Consider the following 22,238-nt stretch of genomic DNA (forward strand, 5'->3'; position numbering starts at 1 on the left):
CAACAAAAAAATCCACAGAATTCAAACCATAAACCTCCGCGGCATCCCTGCCTTGAGAAGAACAGCACAAATAAAAACCATGACCAGGCTCCTGATTAAAATGACCCGAAAGCTGCAAATCCCAACTAACATCAAAACCCTCCAAACAGGAAACGCCACGCTCCAACAAATTATGAACCTAACAATCCATAACACCACTACTACGACCAAGCAAACCCAAACTCAAATCAACTACATCACTAGGAACTTGCGCACCTATTTCTATAGACATTAAAACGAATACAAAAATGCAACAAATTAAAATTAAAAAGCTTTTCTTCATTTTTTTATCATTGAATTCAATTGGTTTCTTACATCAGTAATGAGTTTTATAGCACTCCCATAGTAAGACTCTACGGGATCTTTATCATTTTTTATAAGAACATCCAAAACTAAGTCATGACCTAAACCATCCCTTTCTAGATTCTTCAAACCATTAATTCTAGAACCAAAAACACTCAATTCCGAGTTCTTGAACAAAGCTAATCTGTCATAAATTTTATTAACCGTATAAAGCAAATTTATAAGTTTTTTATGATCTCTAATTTGAGATAAATTCTCAACATCTCCAGTTTCATTTTTCAAATTTTCACTAAACTCATTATACCAATCAGACTCTATTTGAATTAATTCCCTAAGTTCTTTAGAGCCTCCATGATATTTACTATAAACACGACCAATAACAAAGTTAATAGCTTTAGACTTATCCTCAAGAGAAGAAATGAACTCTTTAATCTTACTAGGAACAACAACTTTTTTTGGAACAGAATCTTTTTTACCAAACAACACTTTAACTAAAAAAAGCGCGCAACCAACATACAAAATGCAAATAAAAATATTAATTGCTAATAATGCCCCGATATTAAGATTTGAAGACAAAATACTTTGACTAGTAACAACTAAAAAAAACAGTGCTAGAACAACAAAAGGCAAAAACCAAATAATAACATTACCTTTAAAAGATTCTTCAAAAACCAAGATGCTGACAATCACAGTAAATATGGCAGGAGAAAACCCTATAAATACCAAGAACAAAGGACTACTCGTACTCATGCCTGTAAAAACAACAATAAACAACAACAGCACAAGAACAAAAATAGAAAATCCTTCAAACAAACTCTTAGTCCTAGAATCAAGTCTCACCCTCATAACTTAATAAAACAAAAATGCGCATTTAAATATTTTTTGGGAAAATATTGAAAAGAATTATTTTTTCCAAGAATAAGCTCTTAACCTAGCAGATTTTCCAAACCCACAACTACTACAAACCTTCTTCCTAGCATGATAAGTAATCGCGCCACATCTTCTACAAGCGATATGCGTCTTCTTACCCGACTTTTTACCCATTGATGGTGTTCCTTTGGACATAATAAATCAACTCAAAAAAATAAAGATTATTGGGGCGAAATTATGGTAATAGTGTCTCCTCTAATAAAGACAGTTCCAAGCTTTCTCTTAACTTCCCCATCAACTCTTTCTTCAGCTTCCTCTAAAACTGTATTAATATGAATATCGAAAGATACTAAATTTCCGATGTATTGTCTTCCATTCTTTAATTCAACAAGAACTCTCTTATTTCTTGACTTATTTAACGCATCCAGCGGTCTTGACATATTTTCCATTTTTAATTACCCTCACATAAAATTTTTTTATTGTAACACAGCATTAACCGAACCATGCTGTCCAGGTCTGCTAGTAATCACAGCAACACCTTTATCGGTTTCAACAACAGTACCTTTAGTAAGAATATTTCGTCTTACATAGTTCCTATTAGCCTTACTCTCTTTAACAGATTTCAAAGTTGCCTTAACAATCTTATTAGTCTTAGTATCCAACAAATTAACAGTTTCAACACCTAAAAGAGATTTCTTCTCAGAGCCACCCCTAGTCCTTTTAACTCTGATTCTCTTAGAACCAATAACAGTCAATGAAGGATTATCTCCTTTCTGAGCCAATCTCTTCGGCCTAGTTCCTGTGTTTCTGCCCCCTGTGGGCTTTCTTAATGATCTATCTTGAACGATTACCATACTTGAGAGGAAAGATAAAGTGTTTATAAATCTTTTGCATAAAAAAATTCAAAAAAATAAACAAAAAATAAACAAAACATTTTTAAAAAATCAAAAACACACTAACAAAATGAACATAAAAAAGGAGAAATCAAACGCTAAATGCGGTGATTGTATTCACTGTCCTAAATGAAATTCTAAACATGTTCAAAAACTATATAAAACAACAAAAATATCGAAACTACTGTGGTGGCTGTGGTGTACCGGCTAGCATTGAGGTCTGTGGAACCTTAGGACCGGGTTCAATTCCCGGCAGCCGCCCCATTTATCCACATTCTTTGGAGGAAAAAAAATGAAAATCCAAATAGCAAAGGGCGTAAAAGACATCGACCCAGAAATAAACATAATAAAAAACAAAATTTTAAACGTAATAACAAAAAAATTCGAAGAAACAGGATACAATCCCCTGCAAACACCGACAATAGAAAGATTCGACGTATTATCAAGCAAATACGCAGGAGGAGCGGAAATACTAAAAGAAACATTCAAACTAACAGATCAAGGAGAAAGAGACCTCTGCCTAAGATACGACTTAACAGTACCATTTGCAAGATACATCGCAATGAACCCAAACTTAAAACTACCATTTAAAAGATACCAAATAGGACAAGTGTTCAGAGACGGACCAATAAAACTTGGCAGATTCAGAGAATTCACACAGTGTGATGCAGACGTAGTAGGAATAAAAGATGTATTCGCAGAAGCAGAACTACTAAATTTAGCATATGAAGCATTTAAAGAATTAAACATGAATGTAAAAATAATAATTAACAATCGAAAAATCTTAGATTCTATAATAACAGAAGCAAAAATACCAAAAGAAAAAATCACAAGCACAATCTTAACAATAGATAAAATAAAAAAAATTACAATAAAAGAAATAGAACAAGAACTAAGAACAAAAGAAATAACTGAAGAACAACAAACAAAATTATTCGAAACAATAAAAACACGAGAAACAAACGAAGAAACACTAAAAAGCCTTAAAAAAACACTAACAGATGAAACAGCACAACAAGCACTAACAGAAACAGAACAACTACTAAATTATCTAAAACAACTAAACACACCCGTAATTTTTGATCCAAGCCTTGCAAGAGGACTGACATACTACACAGGCACAGTATTTGAAATATATTTAGAAAACTCAAAAATAAAATCAAGCATATCAGCAGGAGGCAGATATGACAAAATGATAGGAGACTTCATAAGTAACAACCAAGAATACCCCGCAGTAGGAATAAGCTTTGGAATTGACGTAATAATAGAAGCAATAAAACAAGATCAAGAACAAACACAACAAAAATGCGTGACAAAAGCATTCATAATACCCATAGGCCAACAAGAAAAAAGCATACAAATAATGAAAGAACTAAGAAAAAACAACATAAACACAGAACTTAACATAGCAAAAAAAGGAATAAGCAAAGCCCTTGATTACGCTTCTTACTATAACATACCTTACACAATACTAATAGGAGAAGATGAAATAAAAAACAAAAAATACACTCTAAGAAATATGCAAACTGGCAACGAAGAAAAACTAGAAATGACTCAAATAATTAAAAAACTAAAACAATAAACAAAAAAAGTTCATGACAAAAGAAATTGCCATTCACAATTTAACTGACGAAAATCTTTAAATAAAACTCGTGTCGCCCACTAAACATTAAAAATATTTAAATAAAGAAAAAAACAATAGAAAACAAAGAAAGACAATAGAGGTAAATAAAATAATACAAACAATACTCATAATCGTAATTGCAATATTAGCATTTCTAATATTCTTCAAACTAATAAAAAGTGTAATAAAAGCAATAATGGGAACACTACTGATAATCATAATAATATTAGGAGCCATAAGCCTTGTAGTATACTTTGACTACAAAACAACAAAAGAAGCAATGACAAATCAAAAACTCCTAATGATAGAACAAGAAGGAAAAATAATATCTGCAACAATGATAGCAAAAGGAGAAATGCCCACAATAATAAGCCAAGGAATATTTGACACCGTAACAACAGAACAAATAGAAACATACTCTGCCCAATATCAAACAAATCAACTCAACTTTGAAAATGGATTCACCATGATTACAAATATAAACACTATAATAGAAAACCAAACACTTAACATACTAGGAATAAACTACGAGGAAGAAAACATAAAAACAACATTAGAAAGTGAAGAAACCTCTGACGAAATAAAAAGCACATTAACAGGAGCATTATACGTCAATTCATTAAAACAAACAAACTTCAAAACATTACTTGATAACATAAAACAAAACAAAATACAAATATACCCAAAACCAAAAACATTACAAATAATAACATTCACACCAAAAACAATACTGGCTAAACTAAAACTAAACTAAAAAAAAGAGGAATAAAATGGGATTGTTCGGAATAGGAAAAAATAAAGAAGACCCTTTAAAAGCACTGCAAGATTTAAATCTTGACAACGAAAATGAAAACCCAACCCAACTAAACAACTTTAACAACCAAAACAATCAAGACCCATTAAACGATATGGATAATTTCAACTCAAACCCTACACAAAATATGCAAGACAGATACGACAGTTTCGGAAACAAAATGAGAAACCAAGATGAACAACCACTACCAAGATTCAACCAAAACCAGCAAACACAACAAGAAACAAATAAAGATTTAGACAAAGATATGCAACTAATACTTGCAAAACTTGATACAATAAAAGCAGAAATAACAAGCATGAATCACAGATTAGAAATAATGGAATCAAAAAACCACGACAACCAAAGAAGATACAAATGGTGAAAACATCAACAAAATTATGGGTCACAACACTAATACTAATACTTCTAGACCAAATAACAAAGCACACACTAAAAAACATAACAAAAGACTACAGAATAATAGCAATAAACTACATACAAAACACAGGGATAAGCTTTGGAATGCTACAAGGAAGCAGCACAATAATAATAGCAATATCAATAGTGTTTTTATATATACTATACAAAGAAAGAAAGGCATTTAAAAACAAAGAAATATATGCGATACTAATCATAGCAGGAATAATAGGAAACCTAATAGATAGAATATTTCTAGGGTACGTAATAGACTTCATAGACCTAAAATGGTGGCCAATATTCAATTTCGCAGACAGCTACATATTTTTAGGAGTTTTTGGATACATAACTAAAACACTTATAGAAAAATACAAACCAAAAAAGAAAAAAAACATTCACAAAAAAACTCGAAATTAAAAGTTAACACCCTCCTTATACGAATTAAAAACAGATTCAATTTTTTTCTCTTTATTCAACAATAAAGACTCGTCTTCTTTTTTATCTGGCGCTAAAAAATAAAAAACACTGCACGCAGCAATAGAAAGCGAGAGCAAACTATAAGTTAATGATTTTTTCTTTACAATAGACAAAGACTTAGCCCAAGCAGGAGTATAAGCGAATTCTTTTCCAACAATCAAATACTTAGCTAAATCAACACCTTTTCTTAACTTATGACCAAAAACGCCTGCTAATAAAGACCATGAGCCAACACCTTTAGTAATCGACCACAAATCATAATTCTTAGCAACAACATAAGACGCAGATTTCATAAAAGCAGCAACACTTGCAATGTAGCCCCTATCAACATTCTTAAGTCGTTTATCATCAAGAACTTTTCCATCAACAGAAATCGCTTTAAACTTTTTTCTTAAATAATCATTTAAACTTAAAACTAAAGGAACTGTCAAATAATTAGTAGTAACTGCAAATAATCTAGAAACAATTAATTCAGGCTTATCCATATCTCCTGCGTAAACATCAATACCCATATGAACAGGCATAAAAACAACATTTGTAGCAGTAGATTCTGGAAATTTATCTTTAACAACCTTAAAATACCAACTAACAAATTTTTCTAAAGGCGCAACAGAAACATTGAACAATCGTTCTTTTTCTTTTAAAGCACTTTTCTGCAAATCTTCATCTAAAGACATATTCACTAGAAAGTAGTAAAAATATTTAAATGTTTTTATTAATTAAAAATCATCCAAATCATTTATATTATCTAAATAACCCTTCTTTTGCAACCAACTAACTTGACTAGGACGATACTTAAAAATAATATCTCCCTTTTCATCCCCTCCAAACTCCCAAGGCTGAACCAAAACAATATCACCCTCACGAACCCATAAACGCCTTTTCAAACGACCCGGAATCCTACAATTACGAGTCTTACCATCCATACAACGAACATCACACCTAGAAGCGCCAAGCCTTGAATCAAGCACCCCTAAAACTTCATCACCACGAGGAAGCCTAACTCTTTCAATTTCTTCACCAGGATTATTAAAATCTACCATTTAACAAAATGAATTACAACACCATTTATAAATCTTGTCCCATTTCAAAATATAATATGATGGAAAAAACATGGCACAAAATATATGAAGAAAGAGCTAAAAACACAGAAAAAGAAGACTACGACGCATGTTACTGGACAAAACAAGGCCACCGAGAACTACTACAAATAACAACAAAACTATTAGAAAAAGAAAACAAAAACCAAACAATATTAGATGTAGGCTGTGGAACAGGAGAATACATAAAAAAACTAACACAAAAAGGATTCAAAGTAATAGGAACAGATTATAGCAGAGAAATGCTAAAAAGAGCACAAAAAAACAACCCCGACACAAAATTAATACAAGCAAACATATACGACTTGCCATTTCCAAACAAAAGTTTTGACATAACAATATGCATAGGCGTAATAACATGCATATCAGACTATCAAAAAGCACTGCAAGAACTAAAAAGAGTAACAAAGAAAAAAATAATATTATCAACACTACTAAGAATAAGAAAACACCACAACATAAAAGAATACATAAAAAAAAAGCTAGAAAAAGATAGTTGGCCAACTATAGATTACCACCCACAAGAAATAATACAAGAATTCCCAAATCAAGAATGGAAAACAGAAATAAAAACACACAACGAAAGACACGAACCAATAACTGATGGATTCTTCATAATAGCAGAAAGAAAGAAGTAAATAATGAAAATCGCTGCTCCGAGTCTGCTTAGAAACGCAAAAGCGTATCTAGCACACCGAGACACGAAAAGTGTCGACTGTGTATCTCCGCCCTAAATGCACAGAAACAAAGTTTCTGGCATGCCAAAAATCAAAGATTTTTGAGCAGGACGGAGTATTACGACTCAGTCGCTTATCGCGATTTTCAGATTGCGTGCTATCGACCTAAATGCACAGAAACAAAGTTTCTGGCATGCCAAAAATCAAAGATTTTTGTGCAGGTCGGGGTATTAAACCCCCTTCGCTAGCGCGCAATAAAAATGATAATACTAAGCGGAAACATAATAATAAATGAGAAAAAAGAAATATATCTAATTTACAGAACAAAATGGAATCATCTGGAGACACCGGGAGGAAAACTAGAAAAAAAAGATTGTGAAAACTACGAAACACCAACAATAACAGAACTTAAAAACAGAGCCAAAACAGAATTACAAGAAGAAGTAAAGGGAATACAAATAATAAACACAAGTTATTTCAGAAAACAAGAATTTAGAATACCGGACGGAAGAAAAGCAACAGCGCACAAATTTATAACAAAAATAGAAGGAAACCCCGAACCAAATGAGCAAATATTTAACAAAAAAAAATCAAAATATTACACAATACAAGAACTAGAAAACAAAAAAATGTCCCCTGATTTAAAACTGCTCTTACCAAAAATAAAACAATACCTGAACAATCCATCAACTTTAAAAAACAAACCCAATTACTAAACAACATGAAAGTAATGCACGTAGAAGCAAGAATAAAAGGCGAAATAAAACTGCCAGAAAACTTTGTAAAAAAATTACCAAAAAAAATAACAGTATTTACAACAATACAACTAATAGATACACTACCAAAAATAATTAAACAACTAGAAGACGCAGAAAAAAAACCAAACATATACAAAACAGGACACACAAGACACAAAGGCCAAATTCTCGGTTGTAATGTTCAAAAAGCAGAAAAATACACCGATAAAGAATTCGACGCATTCGTATACATAGGAGACGGATTATTCCATCCTAAAGCATTAGCATGGGAAAACGAAGATAAAAAAGTTTATGCATATAACCCATTTACAGAAGAACAAATAATAGTAGACAACGAAGACATACAACTCATAAAAAAAAGACACAAAGCAGCACTCTCAAAATTTTATATGTCCACACACATAGGAGTCCTAGTGACAACAAAACCCGGACAATTCTACCTAAAAAGAGCCCTTGAATTAAAAGAAGAATATCCCGACAAAAAATTTTACTACATAGTAGACAACACAATAGACTTCAATTCATTAGAAGACTTTCCCTTCATAGAATGCTGGATCAATACCGCTTGCCCAAGAATAGGATTTGATGATTCAATCAAAATAGGAAAACCAATAATAAACCTTGAAGAAGTTAAAAAAACAAACACAAAAAGAGCAAGAGTAGACGAAACAATCGCAAAAATATAATTTCTAAAAAAATAATGAAACCCGATGCTCCAAATCCGCTTAGAACTATAATGAAAATCGCCAATCCAATCCCTTCTAAACAACGAAATGTTTTCATTACTGAACAATGGTAAAATTTATATATTGTTTTTTCTTTCTAAAACAAAAAAATATCAAAAAAATGAAACACTATCACGACCCAATAAAAGAAGAACAAAGAAAAGCACTACTACAGATGATACTAGAAAATCTACTGAACGGAAGAGACTCAAGAAACATAAAAGTCCTCCACTTCCCAGGCCCAGACAATTTAGAATGGCACCAAGTATACAAAATAGCGGGAATAAACCCAAAAAACGTAATAGGTTTAGAAGAAAATAAAAAATACTACGAAGAACTGATGAAAACAAACCCGGAAATAGATGTAAAAAATATGTCCCTCGACAAATTCATGAAACAAAACCCAACAACACACTTTGACATAATATCACTAGACTACCACAACTATCCTCAACTACTGAACCTTGCACAAAGCACAAAAATCATACGTAACAATGACGCAGACAGAGCAATATACCACTTAGCATTTCTCAAACAAAGAGACAATAAATTAGCCCAATCAATCCAAGAAGTAATAGCAGACACCGAAAGAACACAAAGAGAAGTAGAACTAGAAAGAGTTCTAGACACAATAAAAAAACTAAAAACAACACATCGATACCAAAAAGAAACCCCTTATACACCTGAAAACAACAGAGACACAGCAGTAACCTCAACAATATACAAAAGCCTTACAACCCCAATAAATACGCTGTGGAAAGAAGCTGAAAGAATACTTCCAGAATTAAAAATATACTTAGACATATGGAATGACGAACTAGAAAACTCATTAGAATACGTAAATGACCTAAAAAAAACACAAAATCTAGAAAGAGCAATAGACGTCCTAATGGTAAGCAACGCAGTATACGCAAACATATTTAGACCTCTAATAAAAGAAAAAATAATAGAAAAACTACAAGAACTTCCAAACACACAATCATATATTTTCAAAAAAGATAACACAATACCTTTCCTAGCGCAAGAAATATTCAACACAATACTTCCAGAATCAAAAGAATTCAGAGAACCAAGAAAAATAACAAGATATGAATACACAAGCATAACAGGAAGCCCTATGCTAGGAGATATACTTTTCGTGGAAAAAGACTACAAACAAGTAAAAGCAAGAAATGAACTAATAGAACAAATAGCAATACAAAACCTATTCACAAACAAACAATTCGTAAGAAACGAATATAAAATGCACATGGCCGGACAAAAACTAATAGCAGCATACCAAAAAAACCCAGAATTACTCCTAGAACAAAGGTATCCAAAAAGAATTTATCTAAATGATCTAGTTCCAGGAATAAAACCAACAAACAAAAGAAAAGAAGAAACAATAGATAAAAAATTAAATAAAAAATATCAACACAACAACACAACAACACAAAAAAAAGAACACAACAACATAGAAAAAGATAAAGAAGAAATAATAGAACTATACGATGCAGGATTTACAACAAAAGAAATTAAGACACACTATGAAAACCAATACACAACAGGACAACTAGCAGGAATAAAAAAACACATCACAATGGGCACTTACAAAAAAACACTTTGCGAAAAAACAAACTAATTCTCGAAAAACAAACGAAAAAACGCACACAACAAAAATAATAGATTTAAAAAAAACAAAAAAATAATGAAAAAAACAAATACAATAGAACTACCACTAATAGATAAATTTCTAATAAATTATGCAACACTCATAGACAACGTAGACATGTATACAGGACCCTTCTTTGAAGCAAAAATGTTCACAGAATCAGAAACATTCCACCAATTAGCAACAGCAACAAGAATAGCAGAATACACACTAAAAATACCATTTATACTCACATACCTAGCAAGAACAAAAGATCTAAACTCAATAACAGAATGGATCCCAAAAGAAATATTCGCAATATCAGTACCCTACGGCGGAATACTTCAAATATTTAGAAGATATGAAAAAAGAGTAAAAGACCACTATAACATAAAATAGTAAAAAATCACAAAAATAAACCTTGCATCTTAAAAAAAATAAAACTAAACAAGATTACCTACTTGCATCTGCCTGTCTTTCTAATTCAAGCTTCTTAGAAACAGCAACACTTGAAGGCTGAGCATTATACGCATTAATTATCTCATCAGCCAAAGCACTTTCAACAGCCCTTTTACTATTAAAACTTTTCTGCCGAGCACTCTGAGCAAACAACCTAAGAACAATATCAATTCTCCTCTGAGGAGCACACTCAACCGCCTTAGGATATCTCGCGCCACCATATTCAATAGTAACAATCTCTTCCCGAGGCGCCGCAGTCTCAATAGCCTTAGTTAAAACTTCAATCGGATTAGACTTAGTTTTCTGTTCAATAATCTCTAAAGCCCTCTCAACAACATCATAAGCCTTCTGAGCCTTACCAGTATAATGACCACTACTAATAAAATGCTTTTTAGACTTGTGACCAGTAACCATCATCTTATTAATAAGTCTCTCAACAATAAAAATCTTAGATTTGTGAAATTTATTACCTGCATATCTAGCACCAGTCTTAGGAACAATAACCGCTTCAGTAGACAAATATCTACTAAGTCCAAGATCCTCAACTTTAATCTTGCTCGCATCCCATCTGTTAAATGCTAGTACGCCATTCATGATTCTCTGGAATCATAATCCATTTATAAACCTTGTGCTTTTAGAAAAAAAACACAATCATAAAGATTTATAAATAATCAATCAGTCCACAACAATATGCCAAAAAAAGTCATAAAAAAAACAACTGAAAAGAAAAAGACTCCTAAAACAAAAACAACAAAAAACAAAAAAACAGAAAGCAAAGAAGAAAAAGGAACACAACCAGAAGTGAACATAGGACTCATAGGACACGTAGACCACGGAAAAACAACACTAACAGAAAGACTAAGTGGAAAATGGACAGACACTCACAGCGAAGAAATAAAAAGAGGCATAACAATAAAACTAGGATACGCAGACTCAACATTCTACAAATGCCCTAAATACAAACAATACACAGTAAAAGAAAAATGCCATGACTGCAACGGAGAAAAAACAGAGTACATAAGGAAAGTAAGCTTTGTAGATGCACCAGGACACGAATCACTCATGGCAACAATGCTAGCAGGTGCAACCGTAATGGATGGAGCAATACTTTTAATAGCAGCAAATGAACAATGCCCACAACCACAAACAAGAGAACACCTAATGGCACTACAAATGGCAGGCATAAAAAACATAGTAATAGCGCAAAACAAAATAGATTTAACAGATGATGAAAGAATTCTAAAAAACTACAAACAAATAAAAGAATTTCTAAAAGGAACCGAATATGAAAATGCGCCAATAATACCTATAAGCGCGCAAAGAGGAGTAAACATACAATACTTAATAGACGCCATTGAAGAAAACATAAAAACACCACAAAGAGATCCCACGAAAGAACCAAGATTTCTTATTGCAAGAAGCTTTGATATAAACAAACCAGGATACAAACCAGAAAAAATAATGGGAGGAATATTAGGAGGAGCACTAAAACAAGGAAAACTCAAAAAAGGAGATCGAATAGAAATAAGACCTGGAAGAATCCTAGAAGAAGCAAACCAATTAGTCTCAAAACCAATATTCACTAAAATAATAAGCATCAACAGCGGAGGCCTTGAATTTGATGAAATAACGCCAGGAGGATCAACAGGAATAATGACTGAATTAGATCCAAGCGTTGTAAAATCAGACAGCTTAGTTGGAAATGTAGTGGGACTGCCAGACAAACTACCTCCTGTCTGGAATGAATTAGAACTGCAATTATCACTACTAGAAAGAGTTGTAGGAAGCCAAGAAGAACTAAAAGTAGAAAACGTAAAAATAGGCGAAGTACTAATGCTTAACGTAAACAGCGCAGCAACCGTAGGACAAGTAATAGAAATAAGCAAAAATAAAGCAAAATGCAAACTAAGACTCCCAGTATGCGCAGAAAAAGAAGCAAGAGTTGCAATAAGCAGAAGAATAGGAACAAGATTCAGACTGATAGGCTTTGGAATAATACAATAAAAATACTTCTTAAAAAAAAGTGCAAACTAAATCGTAAGAAATTCGCAAAAATGCTACCCACTGGCTAAAGCCACGTGGTACGACGCATTTTTCAAAAAGCGAATTTCTGCAATACAACAAAGCAAAACTTTGTGTATGCGAAACCTTCAGTTTCTAGTATACAAAAAGACAACGAGTCGTATCTAAGCACTAAAGATACGAGCAGTCTTGCCTCGTCTTTTCCGTATAATAAAAATCGCTGCTCCGAGTCTGCTAAGAAACTAAAAGTTTCTTGCACACAGAAATCAAAAATGATTTCTTCACGAATCTCCGCCCTAAATGCACAAAAGCAAAGTTTTTTTGTACAATAAATGTAAAGCATTTATTTGTGTTAAACTGTATTAAACTCCCTTCGCTAGGGCGCAACAATATCATTATCTTAACAAAAAAAACATAAAAAAATTACTCTACTAATCTAATGTTTTCAAATAATTCAGAAGAGGCCAACCTATACAAATCCTTCTTATTAACATCCATAACAAAAAAACCATTACAACGTTCGTATAAATATGTTTCTTCATCAAGATAATTCACGACAGACTCTGAAATCTGAGACAAATCACGAGGAATTAACATAACTGTCTCATACTTTTTAGGATCCTTATTAATGTCCTTATCAAAAAACTTTTTTCTAGTATTAGCAGAAATAACAGAAGTAAACTCTTTTTGCATTTCGCCATCATAAATTATTTTTTGAACTAAACCACTAGACCCTATCAAACCCCCATAAATTTCTTTATTTATTAAGGCACTTACAATATCTGAATCTTCGCTAAAAGAACCATAAGTTATTCCATTTTTTGACTCGATATACTTCAAAAGTTCTTTTGCACCAGGCACATCAATAGCGATTATGTTAACAGGAAATAATTTTTTTGAATCGCCAACAAAATCCAAGATTCTATTTTCAAATTCTTCGGAAACAATCCCCTCTATTTCTTTCTCATCAAAATTCATAATACCACCTTTTTAGAAAAATAAAAATAAAAAATTTTGCATTTTTTTAAGGATTATCAAAGACAAAAACAGGAGGCCTATTTACATCTTTAACTCTAATAGTTACTGTTTCCTCAGAAGATAAAACTCCGTCGCTCACCATAACTACAACCTCATACTCAGCAGTGCAACCCTTAAAATTACAACCATCAGGATGCGCATCATCATACGAAACAGAGTACTCATCAGAATCCATCCAACCAGCATAAGTAATAACTACTTCATCACCGTCAGGATCATAAGTTTGTATTGGAAGAACAACAGAATCTCCTTCATCAACCTCAATATCATTCAGGGGTTTAATCACAGGAGCTCTATTCAATCTTAAAACTTCCAATTCAAAAGTGGAAACTGATTTATCCTTCCCATCATCTGCAACAACTGAAACATTGTACATTCCGCGATCACCATAAGTAGGAGTCCAACTACCATCTTTATTAAGAGGGTTACCAAACTCAACTTCAACATCATCACCATCAGCATCACTAACATCAACCAAAACTTGAATGTCATCTTCTTCCATTACAGATTGCAAAGCTATATCTTCAATAACTGGAGCTCTATTCTTATTTTCGACAATCACTTCTATTTCTTCAGTCGATTCATGATTTTTATCCTTGGCCCTTACTAAAACACTATAGGTTCCAGCATCTTCATAATTAGTTTGATAAGTCGCAGTTTTCATCCAGCCATCATACCCTACAATTACAACATCTCCATCAACATCATAAATATTGCAATCAAGCTTTACTAATTCAGTTTCTTCAACACGAATCTTTTTAGGACATTCAATTGTAGGAGCCCTATTAGCTCTATTAATAACAACTAAAATAAAATCAGAAGTACTTAATTTCCCATCACTAATAGCCACTTCAACTAAATATTTACCTTCATCCCCAATTTCAGTCTGCCACAAACCTTTATTATTAAAAGGAGCTTCAAATTCATATTCAATAAAATCCCCGTCAGGATCAACAGCACTAACTGGAATTTTAACTAAATCACCTTCAGTAGCTTCAATAGTTAAAGAAGCTTTACCTTCATCAATCTCAAGATTTTCAGTTCCAGAATCTGTATCTACAGAGACATTCCCATCAGAATCCTTCGTATCATTCAAATCAACAACTGAGTCATTACCAGTTCCAGGCTCATAATCATCTAATCCTAAAGAAAAATTATAATCTTCCCAACCAGCATCGTCAGGCCCTTGACATGCAGAAACTACAACTAATATTACCGCCAACAATAGTAAGAATAATTTGTTTGTCTTCATTTATTACCACCCTCATAATCATTAAATCTAATAATGAATACTAAATATACTTTTCCGTAGTATATAAAGTTTTCTATTATAAAGTGAAAACATTTTAATAATTGAATAAAATCACATGCACAAATGCTATACAAATACCTTATAGATAAAGAAAAAGAAGCCTCGCTTAAAAAAATTAACATTTCTAAAAGAGTTCATGAAACATACAAAGAACTAATAGACAGATACACAACAAACACGCGATTTGATCCACAACTCGCAAATTATCAAGAATGCATAGGCCTATCAAACATATATACCTACAAAGATTCCTTAAGACAACGAAAAATGCTTGGAGAATACGAAGAAGAAATAATTGAAAACTACATAAAACCAATACATTATAGGTTAATTAACGGAAAACACAATAGTACCGCAACAATAAACAACAACACCATACAAATACCAATAAAAAGCCAAGATATTCTTTTACTAAGCGGAGAAATAGCAAGCCAAATACTAACAAAAGAAGAAATGAAAAAATGGAAAGACTACGGATTTGAGGACAAAAAAGACTACTGGGCAACAATAGGCGCAATAATGATAAATGAACTTACCAAAATAAAAACAAATCAAGAAGCCACAATACAATCCTATGACAACATAAGAATCTATGAAATAAAATGCAAAGAAACAAGTTTAGAACTCATACAATACGACCACCACCCATTCGAAAGAAAAGATGCGTTTGACACACCTATGTCTTATATGCCAATTCACCAAACAGATCTCCAAGCAATATACCCCGCAAAAAAAGAAAGATTTTTAGAAATAATACTAAATTATGCAAACCAAGAAAAAATAAATATAAACTCAAAAATAAAAAAAAGCACAGAGCCACAAAAAATACACAAAACAAATCAACCATACAACATATTTGCAAACCTTGAAAAAATAGGAATCATAGAACTAAACGAAAAATGGCTACTGCCTTTTATAACAAATAATGGAGACTTTTTGTTGTCTGACACGACATACCCACAAAAAAACGAAGGATTCACAATATATAAACAAGACATAGCTCAATACATAAACGCTTTAGAAAAACTAATTTCATAAAAAATAAATGAGGCAAAAACATGAACATGCTATTAAAAAAACATAAAGAAGAAGAATATAAAAAAACATTTAGAATTTTATATCCAATACCAAAATATAGACTGATTACAAAAGATCAATTCATAGATGCGCATGAACAAATAATAAAAAATGGAATAACCCCTAATATGCACAACATAACTTATTTATTCGGAACAACAAACTTAAAAGTTGATCCGGAAATAAACGTAAGTTATACCATAATAAACCCAAAATACATTTCAAAACTAAAAAATGTATTTGATTTCAGTAAAGAACCCAACGAAAAAGAATTTAAAGAATACACAGAACAAAACCAAATACATAAAATAGAAAAAAACAAGAACATAGGACTTACAGTAAAAGAAAACAACCAATTAGTGCTTTGGCCAGCAAAAACAATTCCAAGAAATCAAATACAGGGATTTATAATGAAAGATATTTACGGTCAATATGATTACTTCTTAAATCATGAAGAAATAAAAAGCGACATAGCAATATATAAAAATCACAATTACTTGGCAAGTATATTTAAATTAAGACAATAAGCAACAATAAAAATGCACCCTCTTGAAAGAATATTAAAAAAACAAACAACAATAAATCTTTTGCAAGAATGCAAGAAAAAATCGGAGCAAAAAAACATCGAAACAGGATTTTCAATCATTCAATCAAAAGTCAACGGACCCATCTATACAAAAGTTATTGAAGGAACAAAACATTCAGTTCAATTGTTGACAATATCCGAACTTTACAAATACGACAATGAGTTTGACGTAAACCACGTTGAATGGATAAACAAAAATCTTTTCCTTCCAAAAAATTACGAGTGGCCAAATGAATACAACATGCAAGTATTTTCATATAAACTTTCATTCCACACGCACATAGTAAACAATTATGTGTTAACAAAATATTTACTCCCAAGCATGATAAATTATGATGAGGGAGACATACCCCTTCATTTTTCACAAATAAAAAACAACCAATATTTCACAGACTTAATAGGACTTGTTAATCCAGAAACTAAAGATACTATGGACATTCTAGCATACCAATACATCCCGAAAATAACAAACTTACATCCAAACAAAGATGAGAAAATAAAAAAATTATATTGTGACCTTGAAAAGCTAAAAAAAGAATTAGAAAATAAAAACATTTCATTATCTGAATCAAACAACATGATATGCGAACTCTTAAACGAAAATCAGTTTGAAGCAAGCATAATTAAATTCGCAGATGGAAACTACGAAATAGATAGAAAAAAAATCAATAACTTTTTGCTATAAAAAAAAGTTACCCGAATATCTTCTCCAAAAAAGACTTTTGAGGTTTTGCAGAATCACCCATTAACTTAGCATATTTTTCTAAAGCCTCTTTTTGTTTAGCATTAAGTTTTTTAGGAACATCAACAACAACTGTAACATTCTGATCTCCCTTACCATAACCATGAACACTTTCAATACCTTTATTTTTCATCCTGAAAATGGTCCCTGATTGGGTACCTTCAGGAATCTTAAGATTGGCTTTGCCTTCAAGCGTGGGAACCTCTACAGAATCACCAAAAACAGCTTGATTGTAACTTATAGGTATTTCAATATTAATATCATTGCCCTCTCTAGCAAAGAATTCATGTTCCTCAACATGAACGTAAATAAACAAATCTCCAGGTCTTGAACCTCTAGGTCCTGCTTCTCCTTCACCTTGAACTCTCAAACGCATACCATCCTCTACACCTTTAGGAATATCAACTTTTATCTTCTTTTCCCCTATAGTATAACCATCACCATCACAAGAATCACAAACAACTTTAATTTCCTTCCCAGAACCCCCGCAATTACTACAAGGACCTGTGCTTTGAAATGCTCCGAAAGGAGTTCTTTTAACAGTTCTCACATAACCCGTTCCATGACAAGACTGGCAAGTTGCGCTTTCTTGTGCACCAGAGCCATCACAGGTTTCACAAATATTTTTTTTGTTCAACTTAATGTTTTTAGTAGTTCCAAAAGCGGCTTCCTCTAACGATATTTCCATATCAAACCTTAAATTGTTGCCCATTTTCTGTCTTGATCTAGCTCCTCCTCCACCAAAAAAAGCATCAAATATATCATCAAAATCAAAACTTCCTCCTGATGAACCAAAACCAGAGAAATCAAAACCCCCAAAACCACTAAAACCTTGATTTCCTGAATTTCCATTTCTAAAAGCATCACTTCCAAATTGATCATATTGCTGTCTTTTCTGATCATCTCCAAGAACAGATGCGGCTTCATTTACTTCCTTGAACTTTTCTTGAGACCCTTCTTCTTTATTAATATCAGGATGATATTTCTTTGCTAATTTCTTATATGCCTTTTTAATCTCTTCTTTACTAGCACTCTTTTCAACACCTAAAATTTTATAATAGTCTTTACTCATTTTAATCAATCCTTACTTTGCTGTGAAGTTCTTTGATATGTTCTTTAAATGTTTCGATATCCTGTTTATTGCATGAAGCTCCCGCTGCAGGAATATGACCTCCCCCTTGACCTTCTAAAAAATTCTCTGTGACAAGATTCATCAACAAACCCATATTAAATTTTTTATCCTGTCTTCTCGCACTAATTGCGGCTTCATTTTCTTTAATTTGATAAGTTATTAGTGTTAAATTGAATGGAAGATTAAAACTTAAATATGTGCTGACTGGGCCTTTAAGAGAATACTTTGATTTAACTTCATAAAAAATAATTTTTTCTCCATCAACCATAAATTCCTCTTTATAATTTTCAAAGTCATTAATGATTTTAAAAAAATCATCTTCCACAGGTTTAAAATCTTTAAGATAATTTATGGCACTCTTGTAATCCGCAGACCTGTCTAAAGATTCAAAGATAATATTTGAAGAATTTTTCTTATCAGAACAATCAGCATACGTAACATAACTTACAAATCTTCCAAGTTCTGTTTTGAAGATATCATCTTTTATTTCTTCACCATATTTAATTAAAATGGAATCAACAAACTCTTTTTCTTGCAAATACCCTGCATCCCCTACTATTCCAGCGGCACAAAGCCAATCATATTTTTCAATATTTGTTAACTCACTAAAGAAATTATAGACAAGATTAGCCGTACAAACATTAGAACCTTCCACAACAGAAGTATTAATGAAATAAGGTTTTATTAGTAAAAAATTATCGTTGTGCTTCCAATAATCAGATTCAATCTGATGATGATCAATTACGCAAATATTAAAATCTTTTAATTTTTCAACTCCTAAAAAAGACTCTAATGACAAGTCCAAAGCGAAAAAATGAGTTATTCCTTGTTCTTTCAACAAATTAATAAATTCATCATCAATATTTCTTTTAGAACTATGATTGAAAGGCTGAAAAAACAAATTATTTTTTCCTAAAAACTCCAGTCCCTTTTTTAATAAAACTGCAGAAGACATCCCATCCATATCAGTATCGTGAAGAATAAACACATTAGAATTTTCTTTAATAGAATCTATAAAATTTTTAAATCTTACAATCAATTCTTCATTTTCTATTTTTGTCAACATCTCACCACCACTGGTTTAAAAAAAAGTAAAAAAGTAAAAAAATTATTTTATATCGATCTGCTTATTCTTACTTTCAATTTGATGTGTTTTAGGCATATTCAAAGACAAAACGCCATTTTTGTATTCTGCAGTTATTTTGTTTTCATCAATGTTTTCTGGCAAAGCAATTTGCCTATAATACCCGGAATAATTTCTTTCAAATTTATACGTTCCTTTTTTCTTATCGTTTAACTCTTGTTCATTCTTGTTTTCTGCTTTTATTTCTAAAACACCATCTTTAACATTTAGCTGTATGTCTTTCTTGTCATAACCTGGCAAATCTGCTTTTACCACAAAATTATTGCCCTCTTCATACACATCCATCAAAGGCTTTTTCAAATCTTTAGATAGGCTTTGAGATCCTATCAACAGATTTCTTCTTGGAGAAAAATCTGTGAAAAAATCTCCAAACAAAGAATCCATTTCATCTCTCATTCTAAAAAGTTCATCCCACACATCTGTTCTTCTCATTTTTCCACCTCCAAAATTTGTTCACTTAAAAAAAAAACAAAAAAACAAAAAAAATAATTGAACAATTGATTAATTTAAATCGATTTTTTCAACAATTATTTTTTGTTCTTAGCACCTTTCTTATCTTCTTTTACATCTTCATATTCAGCATCAACAGTTTTTTCAGAAGATGATTCTGAATTTTTCTGTTTGCCGACAGAATCTTGTGCGCTGCCTGTCTCTTTCTGTGCTTTAGCTTGCTCTTCTGCAACTTTTTGATACATTTCAGTTGAAATAGCTTGTACTTTTGTGTTGATTTCTTCCATTTTTTTCTTTAGCGCATCAACATCCTTTTTCTCTGCTTCTAGAAGTTTTTTCAAATCATCAATCATAGGCTTTACTTCTTCGACTTTTTTCTTATCGACTTTGCCTTCCATTTCTTTGAAAAGTTTTTCTGTGGTGTAAACAAGAGCATCTGCTTGATTAATTGTCTCTATTTCTTCCTTTTTCTTTTTATCTTCTTCAGCATGTTTTTCTGCTTCTTGTTGCATTTTCTCTATTTCTTCTTTTGAAAGATTTGTTGTTGCAGTTATTTGAATCTTTTGCTCTTTACCAGTCCCTAAATCTTTTGCGGATACATGAACAATACCATTTGCATCAATATCAAAAGTCACTTCTATTTGAGGAACTCCTCTTGGTGCAGGTGGCAATCCTACCAAATCAAATCTCCCAAGAGTTTTATTATCTGCAGCCATAGGTCTTTCCCCTTGTAAGACGTGAATATTTACAGCAGGCTGATTATCTGATGCAGTACTAAAGACTTGAGATTTCTTGGTAGGAATTGTGGTGTTCTTTGTAATTATTGAAGTCATAACTCCACCAAGAGTTTCTATCCCAAGACTAAGAGGTGTAACATCTAATAATAAAACGTCTTTAACATCACCTGCAAGTATTCCACCTTGTATTGCAGCGCCAAGAGCTACTGCTTCATCTGGATTGACAGATTTGTCCCCGTCTTTTCCAGTCAATTTTTTAACAAGTTCTTGAACTGCAGGAATTCTCGTACTACCACCTACGAAGATGACTTTGTTCAAATCAGACTCGTTCATATTAGCATCTTTTAACGCTTGTTTTGTAGGACCCTCTAATTTTTTTAGAATTGGTTCAAGCATTTGTTCAAATTTACTTCTGCTTAATTCTTTGTTCAAATGTTTAGGTCCTGATTGATCTGCTGTTACAAACGGCAAATTTATTGTCGTGGACATCTTACTGCTTAATTCTATTTTTGCTTTTTCAGCAGCATCCTTAAGTCTTTGATATGCTTGTTTATCTTCTCTTAAATCTATCTTAGTATCTTTTTTAAATTCTTCAGCAAGCCAATCAATTAACAATTCATCAACATCATCGCCTCCTAAATGATTATCTCCCCTAGTTGCTTTAACTTCAAAAACTCCATCACCTAATTCAAGTATCGAAACATCAAATGTTCCCCCACCAAAATCAAAGATTAATATTTTTTGATCATTAGCTTTATCAAGACCATAAGCTAAAGCTGCTGCTGTTGGTTCATTTACAATTCTTAAAACTTCTAAACCCGCTATTTTTCCAGCGTCTTTTGTTGCTTGCCTTTGACTGTCTTCAAAGTACGCAGGAACAGTAATTACTGCTTTGTCTATTTTTTGACCCAAATATGCTTCTGCATCAGTTTTTAATTTCTGAAGAATCATAGCTGATATTTGCTGAGGCGTATAATCTTTATTATAAATATTTAATTTATAATCTTCACCCATATGCCTTTTTATACTTCTAACAGTGTGTTCAGGGTTTAATATTGCCTGATTTCTGGCAACCCTTCCAACTAATCTCTCATTGTTATCTGTTATTGCAACCACAGACGGCGTTGTTCTTTCTCCTTCGCTACTTGGTATAATTACCGGTTTTCCGCCTTCCATTACACTAACAGCTGAAAATGTTGTTCCTAAATCTATTCCAATTACTTTACTCAT

Annotated in this window: 26 protein-coding genes and 1 tRNA gene; 14 read left to right on the forward strand and 13 right to left on the reverse strand. The window is 32.2% G+C overall.

The genetic code is table 11. The annotated features are described in order from the left end of the window. Positions 1-318: 318 nt before the first annotated feature. The 4 genes from K9L97_04245 to K9L97_04260 are packed head-to-tail and all read right to left on the reverse strand — an operon-like array spanning position 319 to position 2,066. Entirely contained in the window at positions 319-1,188 is an 870-nt protein-coding gene (locus tag K9L97_04245) for a hypothetical protein (GenBank protein ID MCF7872218.1), read from the reverse strand. Between the two features lie 57 nt (positions 1,189-1,245). Then, positions 1,246-1,407: a 50S ribosomal protein L37e gene (locus K9L97_04250; protein ID MCF7872219.1), complete on the reverse strand. Its 162-nt coding sequence runs from the start codon at positions 1,405-1,407 to the stop codon at positions 1,246-1,248. 26 nt (positions 1,408-1,433) lie between these two features. Continuing rightward, positions 1,434-1,661, reverse strand: a complete 228-nt coding sequence (locus K9L97_04255) for a small nuclear ribonucleoprotein (GenBank protein MCF7872220.1) — start codon at positions 1,659-1,661, stop codon at positions 1,434-1,436. A 27-nt stretch (positions 1,662-1,688) separates the two neighbouring features. After that, a complete protein-coding gene (locus tag K9L97_04260) occupies positions 1,689-2,066 on the reverse strand; it encodes a 30S ribosomal protein S8e (GenBank protein MCF7872221.1) in 378 nt (125 codons plus the stop codon). A gap of 228 nt (positions 2,067-2,294) precedes the next feature. Here K9L97_04260 and K9L97_04265 point away from each other — a divergent pair. From K9L97_04265 to lspA, 5 genes are all read left to right on the forward strand, one after another. After that, positions 2,295-2,369, forward strand: a tRNA-His gene (locus tag K9L97_04265). Positions 2,370-2,397: 28 nt separating this feature from the next. Continuing rightward, positions 2,398-3,687, forward strand: coding sequence for a histidine--tRNA ligase (hisS, locus tag K9L97_04270; GenBank protein MCF7872222.1), 1,290 nt, complete (start codon positions 2,398-2,400; stop codon positions 3,685-3,687). Between the two features lie 238 nt (positions 3,688-3,925). Continuing rightward, positions 3,926-4,483, forward strand: coding sequence for a hypothetical protein (locus tag K9L97_04275; protein ID MCF7872223.1), 558 nt, complete (start codon positions 3,926-3,928; stop codon positions 4,481-4,483). A 16-nt stretch (positions 4,484-4,499) separates the two neighbouring features. Continuing rightward, positions 4,500-4,907, forward strand: a complete 408-nt coding sequence (locus tag K9L97_04280; GenBank protein ID MCF7872224.1) for a hypothetical protein — start codon at positions 4,500-4,502, stop codon at positions 4,905-4,907. Further along, a complete protein-coding gene (lspA, locus tag K9L97_04285) occupies positions 4,901-5,359 on the forward strand; it encodes a signal peptidase II (GenBank protein ID MCF7872225.1) in 459 nt (152 codons plus the stop codon). The genes K9L97_04280 and lspA overlap by 7 nt, the downstream gene beginning before the upstream one ends. Here the strand turns inward: lspA and K9L97_04290 are convergent. Together K9L97_04290 and eif1A are read right to left on the reverse strand one after the other, a co-directional pair. After that, positions 5,356-6,096, reverse strand: a complete 741-nt coding sequence (locus K9L97_04290) for a hypothetical protein (GenBank protein MCF7872226.1) — start codon at positions 6,094-6,096, stop codon at positions 5,356-5,358. The genes lspA and K9L97_04290 overlap by 4 nt on opposite strands. Before the next feature lie 42 nt (positions 6,097-6,138). Then, on the reverse strand, positions 6,139-6,462 hold the full coding sequence (gene eif1A / locus K9L97_04295) for a translation initiation factor eIF-1A (protein MCF7872227.1): 324 nt from the start codon (positions 6,460-6,462) through the stop codon (positions 6,139-6,141). Positions 6,463-6,518: 56 nt separating this feature from the next. Here eif1A and K9L97_04300 point away from each other — a divergent pair, with 56 nt between their 5' ends. From K9L97_04300 to K9L97_04320, 5 genes are all read left to right on the forward strand, one after another. Then, positions 6,519-7,157: a class I SAM-dependent methyltransferase gene (locus K9L97_04300; protein ID MCF7872228.1), complete on the forward strand. Its 639-nt coding sequence runs from the start codon at positions 6,519-6,521 to the stop codon at positions 7,155-7,157. A gap of 299 nt (positions 7,158-7,456) precedes the next feature. Continuing rightward, complete coding sequence (locus K9L97_04305; protein ID MCF7872229.1) at positions 7,457-7,912, forward strand: hypothetical protein; 456 nt, start codon at positions 7,457-7,459, stop codon at positions 7,910-7,912. Positions 7,913-7,917: 5 nt separating this feature from the next. Beyond that, complete coding sequence (locus tag K9L97_04310) at positions 7,918-8,640, forward strand: 2-(3-amino-3-carboxypropyl)histidine synthase subunit (GenBank protein ID MCF7872230.1); 723 nt, start codon at positions 7,918-7,920, stop codon at positions 8,638-8,640. Positions 8,641-8,800: 160 nt separating this feature from the next. Then, positions 8,801-10,300 (forward strand): hypothetical protein, encoded by a 1,500-nt coding sequence (locus K9L97_04315; protein ID MCF7872231.1) that lies wholly within the window; start codon positions 8,801-8,803, stop codon positions 10,298-10,300. Between the two features lie 66 nt (positions 10,301-10,366). Continuing rightward, a complete protein-coding gene (locus K9L97_04320) occupies positions 10,367-10,708 on the forward strand; it encodes a hypothetical protein (protein ID MCF7872232.1) in 342 nt (113 codons plus the stop codon). Positions 10,709-10,762: 54 nt separating this feature from the next. Here the strand turns inward: K9L97_04320 and K9L97_04325 are convergent, their stop codons facing one another. Beyond that, a complete protein-coding gene (locus K9L97_04325) occupies positions 10,763-11,362 on the reverse strand; it encodes a 30S ribosomal protein S7 (protein MCF7872233.1) in 600 nt (199 codons plus the stop codon). 96 nt (positions 11,363-11,458) lie between these two features. Here K9L97_04325 and K9L97_04330 point away from each other — a divergent pair, with 96 nt between their 5' ends. After that, positions 11,459-12,772, forward strand: coding sequence for a translation initiation factor IF-2 subunit gamma (locus tag K9L97_04330; GenBank protein MCF7872234.1), 1,314 nt, complete (start codon positions 11,459-11,461; stop codon positions 12,770-12,772). Positions 12,773-13,213: 441 nt separating this feature from the next. Here K9L97_04330 and K9L97_04335 read toward each other — a convergent pair whose 3' ends face one another. Together K9L97_04335 and K9L97_04340 are read right to left on the reverse strand one after the other, a co-directional pair. Next, complete coding sequence (locus K9L97_04335) at positions 13,214-13,768, reverse strand: hypothetical protein (protein ID MCF7872235.1); 555 nt, start codon at positions 13,766-13,768, stop codon at positions 13,214-13,216. Between the two features lie 46 nt (positions 13,769-13,814). Beyond that, positions 13,815-15,080 (reverse strand): hypothetical protein, encoded by a 1,266-nt coding sequence (locus K9L97_04340; GenBank protein MCF7872236.1) that lies wholly within the window; start codon positions 15,078-15,080, stop codon positions 13,815-13,817. A 123-nt stretch (positions 15,081-15,203) separates the two neighbouring features. Here K9L97_04340 and K9L97_04345 point away from each other — a divergent pair, with 123 nt between their 5' ends. The 3 genes from K9L97_04345 to K9L97_04355 are packed head-to-tail and all read left to right on the forward strand — an operon-like array spanning position 15,204 to position 17,488. Next, positions 15,204-16,178 carry a hypothetical protein gene (locus K9L97_04345; protein ID MCF7872237.1) on the forward strand — a complete coding sequence of 325 codons (975 nt, stop codon included), beginning with the start codon at positions 15,204-15,206 and terminating at the stop codon, positions 16,176-16,178. A 20-nt stretch (positions 16,179-16,198) separates the two neighbouring features. After that, a complete protein-coding gene (locus K9L97_04350; GenBank protein MCF7872238.1) occupies positions 16,199-16,744 on the forward strand; it encodes a hypothetical protein in 546 nt (181 codons plus the stop codon). A gap of 12 nt (positions 16,745-16,756) precedes the next feature. Then, the gene (locus tag K9L97_04355) at positions 16,757-17,488 is read left to right on the forward strand and encodes a hypothetical protein (GenBank protein ID MCF7872239.1); all 732 of its coding nucleotides are present in this window, start codon (positions 16,757-16,759) and stop codon (positions 17,486-17,488) included. Positions 17,489-17,495: 7 nt separating this feature from the next. Here K9L97_04355 and dnaJ read toward each other — a convergent pair whose 3' ends face one another. The 4 genes from dnaJ to dnaK form a co-directional block, all read right to left on the reverse strand. After that, on the reverse strand, positions 17,496-18,617 hold the full coding sequence (gene dnaJ, locus K9L97_04360) for a molecular chaperone DnaJ (GenBank protein ID MCF7872240.1): 1,122 nt from the start codon (positions 18,615-18,617) through the stop codon (positions 17,496-17,498). Position 18,618: 1 nt separating this feature from the next. Next, a complete protein-coding gene (locus K9L97_04365; GenBank protein ID MCF7872241.1) occupies positions 18,619-19,743 on the reverse strand; it encodes a DHH family phosphoesterase in 1,125 nt (374 codons plus the stop codon). Positions 19,744-19,785: 42 nt separating this feature from the next. After that, on the reverse strand, positions 19,786-20,253 hold the full coding sequence (locus K9L97_04370) for an Hsp20/alpha crystallin family protein (protein ID MCF7872242.1): 468 nt from the start codon (positions 20,251-20,253) through the stop codon (positions 19,786-19,788). A gap of 95 nt (positions 20,254-20,348) precedes the next feature. Then, on the reverse strand, positions 20,349-22,238 hold the full coding sequence (gene dnaK, locus K9L97_04375; protein MCF7872243.1) for a molecular chaperone DnaK: 1,890 nt from the start codon (positions 22,236-22,238) through the stop codon (positions 20,349-20,351).

Source organism: Candidatus Woesearchaeota archaeon (genome assembly GCA_021735165.1).
Lineage (GTDB): Archaea > Nanobdellota > Nanobdellia > Woesearchaeales > 21-14-0-10-32-9 > JAIPET01.